Below are 14443 nucleotides of genomic sequence, written 5' to 3'. Positions count from 1 at the left end.
CGGATACGCAGCAAAACCCTTACGCTTTAGTTTATTCCCTATTGCTCCTATTGTAAAGCAGGGAGATTCGTATCCGCTAACCATCCTTTATCGGACTGGATAAGCCTGGCAGCAGGCGATCCCTGTTCCACAGGAAAGAGCGCCTCATGGCCGCCAGGAAGTTAACCCCTTGCCGGCTCCGGCATCGTCCTGCGCATCTCGGCGCTCAGTCCCGCCAGATGACCGTCGTTCGCCATGACCTGTTCGAGGTGAACCATTCTGCCCGGCGTTGCCGTATTCATCATCAAATCCGTGTAGGACCGGTCAATCCAGAACCGGGCTGCGCCTGCAATATAATCGCGGAGCTGCTGCAAATCCTCCTCTTGATAACGCTCGCACATATTAATAGTGAACATTCTGCGGTTCGAACCGCCATTGAACGAGGCATGGAACATATTATGGTTGAAGACGAGAATATCGCCCGGGGTCACATCAAGGACGACAGCCGGCAGCTCGCTGCCCTTGAGCTCCCATTGCTCCTGACTCCGGTGCATCTTGGCCTGGAGATCCTGACCGAACCGGTCATCCAGCCGGTGGCTGCCGGGAATAACGCGGAGCGCCCCCGAGTTCCCATCGAGCTGATCGAGATAGAACGCGATTTTAATATGTCTATACTTATGATGGAAACCATCGCGATGCCATCCGGATTCACCGGTATAATAATTGCCGTCGCTGCCCATATAATTGAAATTCTCGCCTAAAAGCGATGCACCAATGCCTTCAATTCTCGGATCGTCCAGTAAAGTATTCATCTTCTCACGCTGGTCGATGAACCGGGCAATACATGTCCGTTTCATCCCGTCATGCGGCGTTATTTCCTTCTGACCGGGAAATGTCTTGGTGAACTCATCGGTGATCCAGTCCACACTGTCTTGCAATAACTGGGGAAGCTTAATAAAACCGAATGTTTCAAAAAAATCGATTTGGGCTGCGGATAATCGCATCTCAGGCTCACTCCCTGCTAAAAATTTAAATTTTAATTTCCCATGTAAGCGCTATAACACCAGTAAATATATTGCACCTCGCCACAAATGTCAACTATTATTATTTTCGGTATACATTCTTCCTGATTTTTCTCGATATAGCGGCCTGGTGTCCCGTCAGTACCCCAATCGGGTGCGTCTTGGCGGAGATGCAGCAAGTGTGGTGCTGTAAACTTTTACATGCAATCCTGTTAGAACAAAAAGCAGCTGCGGAATGCAGCTGCTTATCTTCAAAAGGCCCGATCCAGCCGCCCCGTGGTGCTACCGGGCGTTGCCGCCTAGAATGATTTCCAGATGGCGCGCTGTATCGTAAATCAACTGAAGCGGATCGGATTTATAAATGCCAAGCTCTGCAGTCAGTGTGTCGGTGTAGCCGATTTCTCCGAGTGCGGAGCGGACGGCTGACCAATCGACGTCGCCGCTGAGCAGCGACACGAATCCGCTTCCGTTGCCAACGTCGGTTTTGAAATCCTTGACATGAATTTTGAATATCCGCGAGCCGAGGATCCGGATCCACTGTTCTGGAAAACCGTACAACAGAATATTGCCCACATCGAAATAGACGCCTACATAATCCGATTGGCATTCGTCCACATAACGGGCCATTTCCAGCGGCGACAGCAGAAATTTGTTCCAGACATTTTCCACGCCGATCCGGACCTTGCGTTTCTCGGCTTCCTGCGCCAGAATCAGCATCTCCCGCTGGCTCCGCTCATAACATTGATCGTAGGACGTATCTTTGTTCACCGCTCCCGGTACAACCAGAACCGTGTCGATGCCGAGCAGCTCGGCCAGCTCCAGCTGCTTCACGACTATCCGGCGGCCCTGCTCACGCACCTGGGCATCCGGCGATGAGAGCGGATGTCCCCATAACAAGCCGGTGGACAAGCTGCGAAGCTGCAGCCCGTGACTGCGGGCAAGCCGCCCCACTTCCTCGGCTTGCGCTGCGGTGGTGTCCATCGTCAGGCCGATTCCGCCTGGCTCATACAGATTCAACTCGACCGCGTCATACCCGGCATCCTTACTGACTTCCAGCACTCTCTCCAGAGGCGTATCTGCAGCGAAACACCATTGATTGACCGATTTCAGCATACGGAGTTTTCCTTTCCGCCTGTCAAGCTTACAGCTGCACGGGTTGCTGCCGATTCATTCGCCGCCAGCGTAACGGCCAGGGTATCCGCCGCTTCTGAATAGTCGCACAACAGCAATTCCTGTTTTCCCGTGCGGACCGCTTCCACAAACGCTTTGTCCTGCTCTAGGTAGAAGTCAACCTCGGACTTGACGGTCGTATCCTGCTGGGCGTCAATAATACGCAGTGTCGCGCCGTCAATCGACACAAAGAAATCATGGCCGTAGAATTCCACACCGCTGCGGCCACCATAATTGGCGATACAGGTGCTGGTGATGTTGCCGATCGCACCGCTCTCCAGCACGAATGAAACGGTCCCCACATCATAAGCCGTCGCTTCAGGGTCTATCTGCTGGATATGTCTCTGTACGTGGATGGCCTGCACTTCCTTAAATTCACCAGCCAAATAGCGGATCAAATCAAGCTGATGCGTCGATTGCTCGACCAATTGACCGCCCGATTGTTCCAGCATTCGCCACCATCTGACATCGGGCATACCGCCGAAGCGGTGCGACATGACCAAATCGATTTTCCTGCCGGCCAAATATTCCTTCGCCTGGGCTACGATATCCTGATAACGCAGGCAGTAGCCGGAACTGTTGATGATCCCGGATTCGCGAATGGCCTGCTCCTTCTTGCGCACATCCTCCATGCCTAAACCAAGAGGCTTCTCCACCAGCAAATGAATGCCTTTGCGGGCGGCCGCTTCTTCGATTCCCGTCCGGGCAAATGGCGGCGTACAGACGAACAAAGCGTCCACCTCGCCCGAATCCATCAGCTGCTCGGCGCTTTCGAACGACAGGGCACCGTATTTGTCAGCTATCTCCGCAGATCTCGCCTGGTTAATGTCAAATACAGCTGTGATGCGGGCATCGTCCACTTTCTTCAAGATTCCCATATGGTGTTCCGCAATTCCCCCAACACCGATAAACCCGATTCTAACCGTCATTTCCTATCACTTCTCCTCATCGAATTCAGATCAACCCTCAAGCTTATCAACAGAATAGAACATTCGAGTAACATTGTATTTATTGAAATCGATAGACAATTTACACAAAGCCTACCCAAAATTAACCTGCTGCATTTTGCGCCACTCGGATGGTGAGATTCCTTCGCTTCGTTTAAACCACTGGGAGAATGAATGCAGGCGGGTAAAACCCAATTGACTGGAAATCTCCATCATATCGTTCTGGGAAGAGCTAAGCAGCCACTTCGCCTCCGTCATCCGGCACTGCTGCTGATATTGTTTGGGGCTCACATGGTAGATTTGTTCAAAAAGTCTGCGGAACCCCGATTCCGTAAGGCCTGCCAGCACTGCCAAATCGGATATCTGCAAGCCCTGGTGCAAATTCTCCCGGATATAATCGGCGGTCTTCGTAATCGTCAGCGCACTCTGATCGGACTGCATATGCTCCACCAGAAACAGGATAAGCACCTCGGCCCACGAAACATAATTGCGCTGCATCTCTTTCAACGGGGATGACTTAATGCGCAGCCATTCGCGAAACAGCCGCTCGTAGCGTTCCTTGTCCAGCCGGGACAGCGTGAAGACCGCTGGAAGGCCATCCTTGACCCAGCCGTCAAGCAGCTTCATCATTTCCGGCGGAATGCCGTTTAAATGAATAACCCCGTACCGGTTCCTGCCCGCCCCTTCAAACCGGTGCGGTAAATAGGAAGGCACAATGACCACATGCCCAGCCTCCAGCGTGAGCTTATCCTCCCGCCATTCGAAAACGCCGCGTCCTTCCATCAGCAGGCTGATTTCGAGCGTTTCATGCTCATGAAAGCCCGAATCCTGCCAATCTCTGTCCATCGTGCCGATAAAGCTAAAAATTTGAAATGGTGCTTGCACTGGGCGGCATCCTCCTTGCACATGCATATCTGCAATTCTTTAAAGGGTCATCGCTTGTCCATGCCGTTCCAGAAACTCCTGCTTCGCTTTGTAATCAGGCATGATACTTCCCACACGCCTCCAGAAGGAGCGGTCATGGTTCATATGTGTCAGATGGCACAGCTCATGGATGATCACATAATCGATGACATCCAGCGGAGCCATGGCCAGCCGATAATTGAACGTGAGCATTTTGCTTGCGCTGCAGCTTCCCCATTTGGTTTTCGACTCTACAATTTCGATGCTTTTTGGTTTGACCTTCAGCCGGGTTTGATACCCTTCGATTCGTTCGCCAATAATCTTCTTGCAGCTGGCGAAATAAAATTTCTTGAGTTGTTGCCGAAGCTCCTCTTCGCTTAATTCCCCGGTATCTATTAACTCATGAAGCAAATACGTTTTCCCCAGATAAAGAAACGTTCCCTCGTCCTGATATTCCCTGGCCTTGGGGAGCGACCGGGCTTCCTCAAGACTACGGATTTTCTCCAGTATCCATGTCCCGTGCTGTTCCACGGTTTGCCGAACCCTCTCATCGGTTGTGCCTTTAGGTGCTTTAACCGTTATAAAACCGGACACATCGATATGAATGGACATTTTCTTGCCCTTTCCGTATTGGACATGGGCATCTATGCTCTCGCTGCCGATTTCAATTTTCATAGCCACCATCGTTTCCATATAAGTACTTATTCACGGCTTCACCTGCCGCTCACTGCATTCAAGGTTTTTTCAGCTTGCTGATGGTATAGAAGCGGTAGAAATGGCTGGCGAAGATCTTCAGCAGGACATAGAGAGGAACGGTAAGGAACATGCCGAGAAGACCTCCGAAGGCACCAACGGTAATCAGCAATAAAATAATCGTTAAAGGATGCACATCCAGCTTCTTGCCCATCACTTGCGGCGACAGGAAATTATTCTCTATTTGCTGTGCAATGACGACAACGATCACCATCTTCAGAAGCATGCCGGGCGAATGGATAAACGCGACAACAATGCTGGGAATAATGCCGATAAAATAGCCGACAAACGGAATGACATTCAGCGCGGCTGCGGTTAGCGCAAGGATCAAGGAATATTCCAGTCCGATTATGGCGTAGCCGATATAAACAAGGATGCCCAGCAGGATGCTGATCATTATTTTGCCCTGGACATAAGCGCTTAAAGCACTATCCATCTCGCGCAGGGTCTCGTGCCCCTCCTCACGTTGTTCAGACGGCAATCGGCGAAGGATAAACTCCGGGACCTTCTCGCCGCTTTTCAACAAATAGTACAAGATGAAAGGCACCGTAGATAACAAAATAACGACCTTTGAAATGAACCCCATTATACTGTTAAAAACATAGCCGGTATTCGATATAATGCTGGCGGCATACTCGGATAGTTTCGTCGGCAAATCAAATTGATTCTGGTTCAGAACCTTCGTGAGCCATGGAATATTCCGGATCTGCTTATTGGCTTCTTCGATGGTCTGGGGAAGATTTGCAACTAAATTGTTTAATTGTTCCTGAATGATTGGTACAATCTCTAGAACGACAAAAACAACTAGTCCCAGCAGAAATATAAAAATAGTCATAATGCTCAAAGTCAGATTCAGTTTCATGCGAACGAGAAAATGGACAAGCGGGCGCAATAAATAATAGAAAAGACCCGCGAGCACAAATGGGAGAAACAGGGTTTTAAAGACGATTACAATCGGATTTAATAGAAAATCCACTTTCGTCATTAAATAAATAATCACTAGAATGATGATGATTCCGTAGCCATATCTGAAATACTTTCCTTGAGGCATGTATTCACCACTTCCAATTTAGGTATAACCACTTATTCGAGAAGGAATGGGCAAATCCTTTAGCGGCTGCGGAACAAACACAGGCAAAACATTCGAATTTCATCAATCCAACAGGAGGCGGCTGCACATGAGTATCGAATTGCGCAAAGCGGAGACGAAGCTGATTGACCTTAGCAAGAAAGCGACGATTACCTTGGAAAAGAAAGGACTTAACGGTCAAATTGCCAGAGTCGGCATCGTATTTGACATATCGGCATCGATGCGGAATTTATATAAGAAGGGAACCGTTCAGAACGCGGCGGAACGCTGCCTGGCCCTGGCGATGAACTTCGACGACAATGGGGCTGCCGATGTATTTGCCTTTGGGGTTAAGGATCATGAGATCGGCGAAATCGACAAATCCAATTTTTTCGAGTTCGTGGATCGTGAAATCATCAAGAAGAAAACGCTTGAAGGCGGAACCCGATATGCCGGGGTCATTAGACGGCTGGCGGAGAAGTATTATCCGGGAGCGATATCGGTTCAGAAAAAGGGCGGTTTCTTCGGGATCGGAGGCCGTTCAGAAATCACGGTTGATGCGTCGAAATACCGGAATGACCCGCCATGCTACATTTTCTTTGTCACGGATGGCGACAACGAGGACAAGGAAGAGACCCGAGAAATCATCCGTCAGGTCTCAAAGCTTGGCATCTTCTTTCAATTTGTGGGAATGGGTCCCACCCACTTCTTCTTCCTGCAGGAGCTCGACGAGATGGATGGCCGCTATATTGACAACGCCAACTTCTTCAAAATTAACGATCTGGACAAAATAAGCGATGAAGAGCTGTATGACCGGATCCTGGCTGAGTTCCCATCCTGGCTTAAAGAAGCCAGAAGCAAGGGAATCATTCTGTGAGATCAAGCCTTGAAGTGAATCAACTGCGATTGGGAATCAAGCGGAATCCAAGTCAAGGATGAGGAATTCTTGATGGATACAAATTTGAATTGCGAAATTGGTTGTGCTACAATGCTTGTAATTAATCAAGGGGAGATGATGAGAATAATGTAATATTTCTTGCTTATTTTACGATTGATAAAACAAAAACTGTTTTATTTTTTGTTAAGCAAGAAAGTTACTTATTCTCTTCACTCAAATAAAATATCAATATCTAATCCATTATTGGGTTAGATTTCAGTATTTATTTATTTGAGCTGCAAGAAAGGTAACTTTCTTGCAGCTCATTTTTTTATGGATAATTTCGTCAATGTCTTTAATAATGTGACTAATTTACTGGAAGGAACGGTCGAGGCATAACAACATTTCTGTACCTGCTGCTTGGCAAATATGATTACAGCGGAACCATTTCAGCAAATGTCAGCTTTGATACTTCCCCTTCCATATTGAACACAAGGAATTTAACACCCTGAACTGTAATGTAACTTTTTCTTATTTAAATGAGGAGGTTGAATAAATGTTTGAAGTTGTAGATGTTCACGTGAATCGTTCTTTGTCCGTTGGTACGGTTCACGATCAAACTAAATGGAAGCCGGAGCATTATCCATCTATCGATAGATGCACGTAGCGACTGGAGCTGCAAGCATCGTTGGGTTTTAATTTAGTTGGTTAATGTAGATGTTAAGCACCCTTTATTGGTGCTTAAGGCATTTTCTCCGGCTCAAGAGGAGAAAAAACATGAAATCAACTTCGAAATATGAAATGATTCAACACATATTAACAGCATTGAAACAACCTGCATATCGGTTCCAGCAAATTGCGGATGCGATCTTCAAGCAAAGAATTAATGAATATGACAGAATGACCCTACTACCCAAGGGGATAAGAAACGAATTAATTAAAAACCTTGGCGAACACGTTCTGAACTTAACCCCTGTCATGCAAAAGACATCCAAACAAGTGAATAAAGTGCTTTTTTCCATTGAGGGCGGTGAACACATAGAAGCAGTTCAACTAAGCTATGAGCGCGGCTGGAAATCATACTGCATATCCAGCCAGTGCGGATGCGGATATGGTTGCCGCTTCTGTGCTACAGGTACAATCGGACTGAAACGAAATCTAACCGCTGATGAAATTACCGATCAACTGTTATTCTTTCATTTAAATGGTCAGGCCTTGGATAGTGTTTCGTTTATGGGCATGGGAGAGGCGCTAGCCAATCCTAATATCTTCGACACGCTTATGATTCTAACAGATCCACGAACCTTTGGCTTGGGGCATCGAAGAATTACAGTTTCCACCATCGGGATTATACCGGGTATCGATCGTCTGGCAAAGGAATTTCCACAGGTTAACCTAACCTTTTCGCTCCACTCTCCGTTCGACGAACAGCGGAGCGAGCTAATGCCCATTAACAATCGATTTCCGCTTAATGATGTGATGAACAAGTTCGATCAGCATATTCGTGATACAGGTAGAAAAGTATATATTGCGTATATATTACTTCGAGGAGAGAATGATTCAGATGAGCATGCGGAAGCCATTGCCGCTTTGTTAAAGGACAGAGGTCCTTGGGAACATTTATATCACGTCAATTTGATCCCCTACAATTCAACCGACGTGACACCTGAAAGCTTTCATCAATCAGACAAAGATCGGGTTCAAAGCTTTGTCAGTATCTTGAATTCAAAGGGAGTTAAAGTCACTGTGCGGGCTCAATTCGGAACGGACATTGACGCAGCATGCGGTCAGCTATACGGACACAACAAGTAAAACAAAACAAGCATATACTTCTGGAAATTCGATTCAAGAACTTGCAGAAAACACTACGCTGTCAAAAGATGATTTCTGTGGCCCGCACATATTTCCAAATATATATTGGGCACGTAAGCCCGTACAAAAAAAGCCGGAGCATAATAACCTCCGGCTTTTGCGATTTCAATATTCCAAACGGTTAATTAATGAAGTCCGTGTATTGCAGCAAACGTTTCAGCATAACCGCCGCTTGAAGTATCCACATTCTTGCCTGCTGCGCTGATGGCTCTGGTTACCATGACCGCCATCTGCTCACGGGTAATGGTGGCATTCGGCTTACGTGCCGTCCCCCCTGAGAAATTCACCGTATCTTCGTCCGCATACACCGCTTTGGGCGTCCCCGTCGCCATCAGCAGGCCTGCGACCGTGACCATTGCTCAACCGATACGGCGGCTGCTAAAAAAAAGAAGACCCCCGCAATGAGAGTCTTCACAACATCTTGCCGGGAATCTATCATGGGTGAGCGTCGCATTTAAGCTTACGTGCAACCATCTTCATCAGCACTTACTCTTCTTGATTAAGGGATAGAAGTATAGGTCACTTTAGGATTCCAGTTCGTTGAATCATTGCTGCTGTCGCCATTGTTTTGAACGATAAAATAAAGGATTTGGCCTTGCGTCACGCTCACATTGCTAATATCATACGTGATGCCTGTCCGCGTTGTTCCTTGCACGTATTGCCAGCCGCTGGAAGGCCAGACCAGTGTACTGTCTTTGTTAATTTTCACATTGACGCCATTGCCCAGAGCCGATGTTTTGACAACCGCTCCCGTAAGCCGGACAACTCCCGTTTTTGGAGCGATCCATGACCGGACTGCGTCATTTACATCAGGATGCATGACCTCAGGCAGCCCGACCAGCGTATAAGGCGTCGATCCTGTCCACTGCAGAGACAGTGGATTCCACGTCATATCCGTGTAGGTATTAAAATACAGCTGTTGGTAATACCAGTTGTATTTCCCTTGCATCCCCGTGAAATCAGCGGTTGCGCTGTAGCTGGGAAGCGGCTGAGTAATCGTTTCCGGGGTACCATACGTAATTCTTGCGTCCCACACTGTCGTATCATTATACGTATTTGCGTTTTTATTGACGATCAGATACAGCTTGTCTCCGGCAGTCACTGAAATCGTATTCTGGTGAATATATCCGATGGTGTCGGACCCTGCGACCAACTGCCATCCGCTCGCAGGCCAGATCTGAGTGCTGTTTTTCATGATTTTTACTTTAACCCCGTCGCCTCCGGCCGCGCCTTTGGCCACCGTCCCGTTAAGGGTAACCGTTCCTGTCTGAGGGGCGGTCCATGCAATAACGGAATCGTTCGTGTCCGGGTGCAGCGCCATAGGAGAGGATATGACGTTGAGAGGATAGGCACCTACCCATTGGGTTCCGCTCCAGGTCATATTGGAGTAAGTGGTTCCGTCCGACTGCAGGTAGGACCAATTATTCCCTCCTTGTACAGAAGATAAATCCGTAGACAGCTTATAGACGTTAGTATTCGTAAAAACACCAGTAGCAAAGGCGGACTTGTTATTGTGACTGTCTACCGCTTTGATTTGGTAATTGTCCGTTACACTTCCATTTTCCCCAAAGTAAAAAGTCCCTTTGGACACTTTCGTAACGGAAACCCCGTTTTTGAAAATCTCGTAATACGACAGAAATTTATTGTCTGTGGACGCCGTCCAAGTCAGCTCTATCCCGCTGTGGCCCAAGTATGACGCTTGCTTTTTCACAACGTTGGTTGGAACCGTGGGAGCAGTCGTATCCGGAGTACCGGCACCTGGCCTGTTCTCCAGGTTCAGGTAAATGAACTCATGTGATGCCGCAATGGTTAACGGGATACCGTTCGTCATCCAGTAGCTTCCCGTATTCGTTGCCGTCGCCATGCTGCCTCCTTGAGTAGCGATGGTATAATTGGCTGTTGGCAATAATCCTTTGGGATAAACGATTCTATTCGCCGAAAGAGGTTGACTGCCCGCTTCAATATATCCTTTCGTTCTGTCCGCGCTCATCTTCTGGATGTAATATGTTTCATCGCCAGTGTTAAGAGTAGGACGATAGATCTTGACCCATCTACCCATTACGCCTTGCGTCCTTAAGAAACGGTACATCTCCCACTCGACCCTGATCCCTTCCAGTCTTGCCAATAGATCGGGATTGGAGGCATTATTCATCCCTACTCCACCGGTCAGCACTTTATCTATCGGCGTGAATAAACTGTTCCAATAGGCGATATAATGCGCGGCACCATCATCCGTTGTTGCTTGTGAATCGGAATAACGCGTCGCCTCAATACTCAGCAGCTCTCCGCCTGATGCACAGCCGAATATTCCGGCAAGCGGATTATCATCTTTGAATGTCTTTAATATATTCAGAAAATTATTGGATTGGGCAAGCTGGTCATTCTCCGTGCCCCCATAGGAAGTCCAGATCGGCTGGCCGTCATACCGGAAGACATGTGTTCCCCAAGTGGCTTGTTTATTGTTCAAATAGTTTCGAATCCAGGTGTTAACCTCCGGAATGGCCAGATTTAAATGCAGCCCATACCAGGTTTCTTCATCGTCTCCGACTTGCCATGTCGGGTTTTCTGTCAAGACCTTGGAGTGCCATTTCACATGCCATGGGGGATTCCAGGCAATGAAGCTCATCCCGGATTTTGCCGCGTAAGAGACAACACCAGGATAATCATCATGATACAAAGCGTCCCAGTTCCCCTTTTGATCAAACCAAAAATCATCCATCCAGACTGAATCTCCGCCGACATACCTCAAATTATTCGTGATTTGATACAGGTTGTCCGTTTGAATCCCTGCGCTTAATTGGGCCGCTTTCAGCTGCATCATGTGCTGTTCGCGTGTATAGTCCCACTTGAAGGTATACACATAATTAAGGATCGTGTTGCCCATATCGTCAATATCGCCGGTAAATACGCCAGTCAAGGCTTTGGGTGTTGTGATGCTGGCATTATGGGCCACCGAATAATTGCTCATAAACACTTTGCCATTCATCAGAAATTTGCCGCCATAATTACCCATCTGCGCATTCCAATGCCCGAAATAATCGAAGAGCAGGAACATTCCACTGTTCGTCGAACGGTTGCGCATAGCATAGAATAAGTTGTAAATGGATGTGCCTTGGACATCATCCATGACCGAATTATTATCGCTTCCATCCACCATCATTAATTCCGGCGCGTCTTGCGAATCGAATGTCCGCGCATAACCAGTAGTTAATGTAACGGGCTTCAGGATCTGGCTTCCCCTGAAATTCGCCCCACCAGTCATATAATAGAAATCCGTATTCGCCACATCGTTTGACATGATTCTTTGTCTGAAAATACTCGGATCCGAGAAATATTGCGAGACACCCGAAATATTCTGAATGACCGAATATTCCTGAATGATCCCCGTGCCATGGTAGATGATGTAATAGCGGTTCACTTTGATGAGGGAATTATGAAAGGTAATGACCAGCTGCGTTTCCCCTTGGGAGAGAGTGGTCGTCGTATAGGTGTCGTAAGTCCAGCCCGTTTGAATGCCATTAAACGTTGAGGTTCCCACTTTGATGGAAAACTCGTCGGATATTTGTCCACCTTGAATATACTCTTGACCGGTTGCTTTATTTTTAAAGCTGGTTAACAAAAACTGTCCGCTTGAATTAAAATGCAGCTTCTTCTCGACTGCGTCCGTTCCAATCGTCCAAATTTTATTGACGCTGTCAAAGTTGACATAGGCGTCGCCCGTAGCAGATACTTTCTGATCCGTAAACTGGGAGATCCCAAATAATATTGAAAAGAACAGGAGCAGCGCTGCCCATCTTTTAATCATTTTTTTCCCACCTCATCGTCAGTGTGTGAATCGGCTTTACCTTCTTCCCTCAAATGAATGAATCGCCTTTTCTGGCTTCCCCGCCCAGCCCCTCTCATAAATGGCTTCTTGCTTCCTGCTTTTTGCTTATACGCTACCACCTCCTTAAAGAAAAGAGCCCAGATACGTGCAATTCCTCTGCATCTGGGCTCCTTGCTATGTGTATATCTTGTTGTCGTCCATTTTTTGTTACGTCAATGCGATTTCAATTTCATGTTTGCCTTTGGGCACTTGAACAAGCGCCCATAAACGCCCGTTTTGCTGCTGAATGACCGTGGCTTTTCGCTCCCCGTCAAGCATATAGAATATGGGTTCGGACACGCTGGCGGGCAATGGCAATTTCACGATCACGCCGCTCACAGCTTCTGTCTCTGCCACAAACGAAATAACGGATTGATTGTTCGCGTTCACCGAAACGGCATAGTCATCGATTCTGGTCTGCGAACGGTCGATCCACCACAGACATAGCTGGTTGGTCGAATGATGAATCGCTTTGAGCCGCTTCACTTCCAGGTAGTCCAGCACTTCATCCAGGGCGGGCAGACAATGCTTGTTCTCATTGTCGTCCGCAATATATACCGGGTGAATAAACATGTTAAGCGTCCAGCGGAAGAAGGCCGCACGATCAATGGCCTCATGTATGCGACTGATATCCTCTACTCGCGACTCTTCATAGATGCGCGGCTCAAAGAAACCGATCGGGATATTTACGAATGGAATTTTAACGTTGCCATGCTTGTAGTCGTCATAAACAAAATGCGGATATACCGTCCCGAACCCGTATCCCATTAAGTTAATCGGGTTGTAGGGCGGGTTAAAAGCATGCGCTCTTGAGTTATCTCCTTTCATTCCATGCGCACTTGCCCATCGGGCATGCTCGGCCCAGCCGGTTCCCGTACACCAATGATTGACGGAAGCAATTGGCGTTTCGCCAAAGGCTTCGGTAAACAGATTAATCTGTTCCTGGATGTCCTTCTCGGTATAATGGAAATGGGGCTTTACAAAGTCAAAATGAATGGACAAGTCATGTCCGTTATTCTTGATGGCTTTGAATTCCTCGGAGTCAATGGCGAACTTGCCTGCTATGGGCATCAAGTTGATATGATACGGAAGGCCCTTGGCCTTCATGTAGTTCGACGCAATCATCTGATACTCCGGCACGCATTCATCATCGCCCCCGTAATGGATCAACAAATCGGGAACATTTCCATCCGCGAAGGGCGGAAGTTGATGAATAAAAGGCTGCGGATGCTGCGTCAGAATGCCTTCAAGAAATTGCAGCCAGTAATCCCCATAAGGGATACTAAGATCATGCAGCCGGCTGAAGGGAATCGCATCGCCCGTCCGGTAATAGCCATCACCGTCATAATCCCGGTCTATCGGCCTTCCCTGGTGCATCACCCACAAGGTCTGCGCGAAATCAAAGGCGAAGTACCAGGTTTGCCCTTGCCCGATACGTCCTTCGACCACGGCGGGATATGCCTTTGCCATTGGCATTCTGCCGGCGTTTAGCAGCATAGCTGCCGCCTGGGCATGGTCGGCTTTGACTTCAACGATCGATAGTGGAGAAATGATGGGCAGCAGTGCACCGCGAAATTGGTAAAACGGGTCCAGCCGATTCTCCTGGGCTCCTGCCTCCATCTGAAAATTGGCATAGCCCGAAATCGTGTATTCATCGTCAGGCTGGGATTGAACCGCCAACGACTGAATGCCAAACAGGTCGTCTGCGCCTTTTATAGCCGATCCGATTAAGATACCGCCTTGCGAAACCCACTCGCGCAAGCTCTGCTGCTCGGCTGCTGACAAATCGTGCACATCGATAAACAGAAATTTCAGCTGTGCCAGGCTGCCAAGAACAGACAAATCTGCTCGTGTCAACCGGGATGCCCGCAGCCCCATCTCATCCCATATTTCCTCCATGTAGGCATACCAATAATTGCGGCCCTGCGAAAGGGTATGGTCTTTCGTAGGCTGATCATAAATATAGCCTGTTGTAGAATGCTTCAT

General features: G+C 48.0%; 11 protein-coding genes. 2 read left to right on the top strand and 9 right to left on the bottom strand.

The features are described 5' to 3' along the window. Positions 1 to 161: 161 nt before the first annotated feature. The 6 genes from IEY46_RS32875 to IEY46_RS32850 all read right to left on the bottom strand — a co-directional run bounded on the left by IEY46_RS32875 (position 162) and on the right by IEY46_RS32850 (position 5825). The gene (locus tag IEY46_RS32875) at positions 162 to 983 is read right to left on the bottom strand and encodes a phytanoyl-CoA dioxygenase family protein (protein ID WP_188999657.1); all 822 of its coding nucleotides are present in this window, start codon (positions 981 to 983) and stop codon (positions 162 to 164) included. 300 nt (positions 984 to 1283) lie between these two features. Then, positions 1284 to 2114, bottom strand: coding sequence for a sugar phosphate isomerase/epimerase family protein (locus IEY46_RS32870; protein ID WP_188999655.1), 831 nt, complete (start codon positions 2112 to 2114; stop codon positions 1284 to 1286). Next, the gene (locus IEY46_RS32865; protein WP_188999652.1) at positions 2108 to 3100 is read right to left on the bottom strand and encodes a Gfo/Idh/MocA family protein; all 993 of its coding nucleotides are present in this window, start codon (positions 3098 to 3100) and stop codon (positions 2108 to 2110) included. Before IEY46_RS32865 ends, IEY46_RS32870 begins: the two co-directional genes overlap by 7 nt. 111 nt (positions 3101 to 3211) lie before the next feature. Then, entirely contained in the window at positions 3212 to 4003 is a 792-nt protein-coding gene (locus tag IEY46_RS32860; RefSeq protein WP_229750707.1) for a helix-turn-helix domain-containing protein, read from the bottom strand. Positions 4004 to 4042: 39 nt separating this feature from the next. Next, complete coding sequence (locus tag IEY46_RS32855) at positions 4043 to 4696, bottom strand: M48 family metallopeptidase (protein WP_188999740.1); 654 nt, start codon at positions 4694 to 4696, stop codon at positions 4043 to 4045. Positions 4697 to 4754: 58 nt separating this feature from the next. Beyond that, positions 4755 to 5825, bottom strand: a complete 1071-nt coding sequence (locus tag IEY46_RS32850; RefSeq protein WP_188999647.1) for an AI-2E family transporter — start codon at positions 5823 to 5825, stop codon at positions 4755 to 4757. A gap of 127 nt (positions 5826 to 5952) precedes the next feature. On the opposite strand from IEY46_RS32850, the gene IEY46_RS32845 reads away from it, so the two are divergent. Together IEY46_RS32845 and IEY46_RS32840 are read left to right on the top strand one after the other, a co-directional pair. Continuing rightward, positions 5953 to 6720, top strand: coding sequence for a VWA domain-containing protein (locus tag IEY46_RS32845; RefSeq protein ID WP_188999645.1), 768 nt, complete (start codon positions 5953 to 5955; stop codon positions 6718 to 6720). Positions 6721 to 7497: 777 nt separating this feature from the next. Further along, positions 7498 to 8532, top strand: a complete 1035-nt coding sequence (locus IEY46_RS32840) for a Cfr family 23S rRNA (adenine(2503)-C(8))-methyltransferase (RefSeq protein WP_188999642.1) — start codon at positions 7498 to 7500, stop codon at positions 8530 to 8532. Positions 8533 to 8717: 185 nt separating this feature from the next. Here IEY46_RS32840 and IEY46_RS32835 read toward each other — a convergent pair whose 3' ends face one another. The 3 genes from IEY46_RS32835 to IEY46_RS32825 all read right to left on the bottom strand — a co-directional run bounded on the left by IEY46_RS32835 (position 8718) and on the right by IEY46_RS32825 (position 14443). Beyond that, positions 8718 to 8948, bottom strand: coding sequence for a hypothetical protein (locus IEY46_RS32835; RefSeq protein WP_188999638.1), 231 nt, complete (start codon positions 8946 to 8948; stop codon positions 8718 to 8720). Positions 8949 to 9091: 143 nt separating this feature from the next. Continuing rightward, positions 9092 to 12397, bottom strand: coding sequence for an alpha-amylase family protein (locus tag IEY46_RS32830; RefSeq protein ID WP_188999635.1), 3306 nt, complete (start codon positions 12395 to 12397; stop codon positions 9092 to 9094). A gap of 228 nt (positions 12398 to 12625) precedes the next feature. Next, positions 12626 to 14443, bottom strand: coding sequence for a hypothetical protein (locus tag IEY46_RS32825; protein WP_188999632.1), 1818 nt, complete (start codon positions 14441 to 14443; stop codon positions 12626 to 12628).

The sequence above is a fragment of the Paenibacillus nasutitermitis genome (assembly GCF_014641075.1).
Lineage (GTDB): Bacteria > Bacillota > Bacilli > Paenibacillales > Paenibacillaceae > Paenibacillus_Z > Paenibacillus_Z nasutitermitis.
The sequence above is the reverse complement of the archived record's forward strand: the minus strand, read 5'-3'. Positions and strand labels throughout refer to the sequence as shown.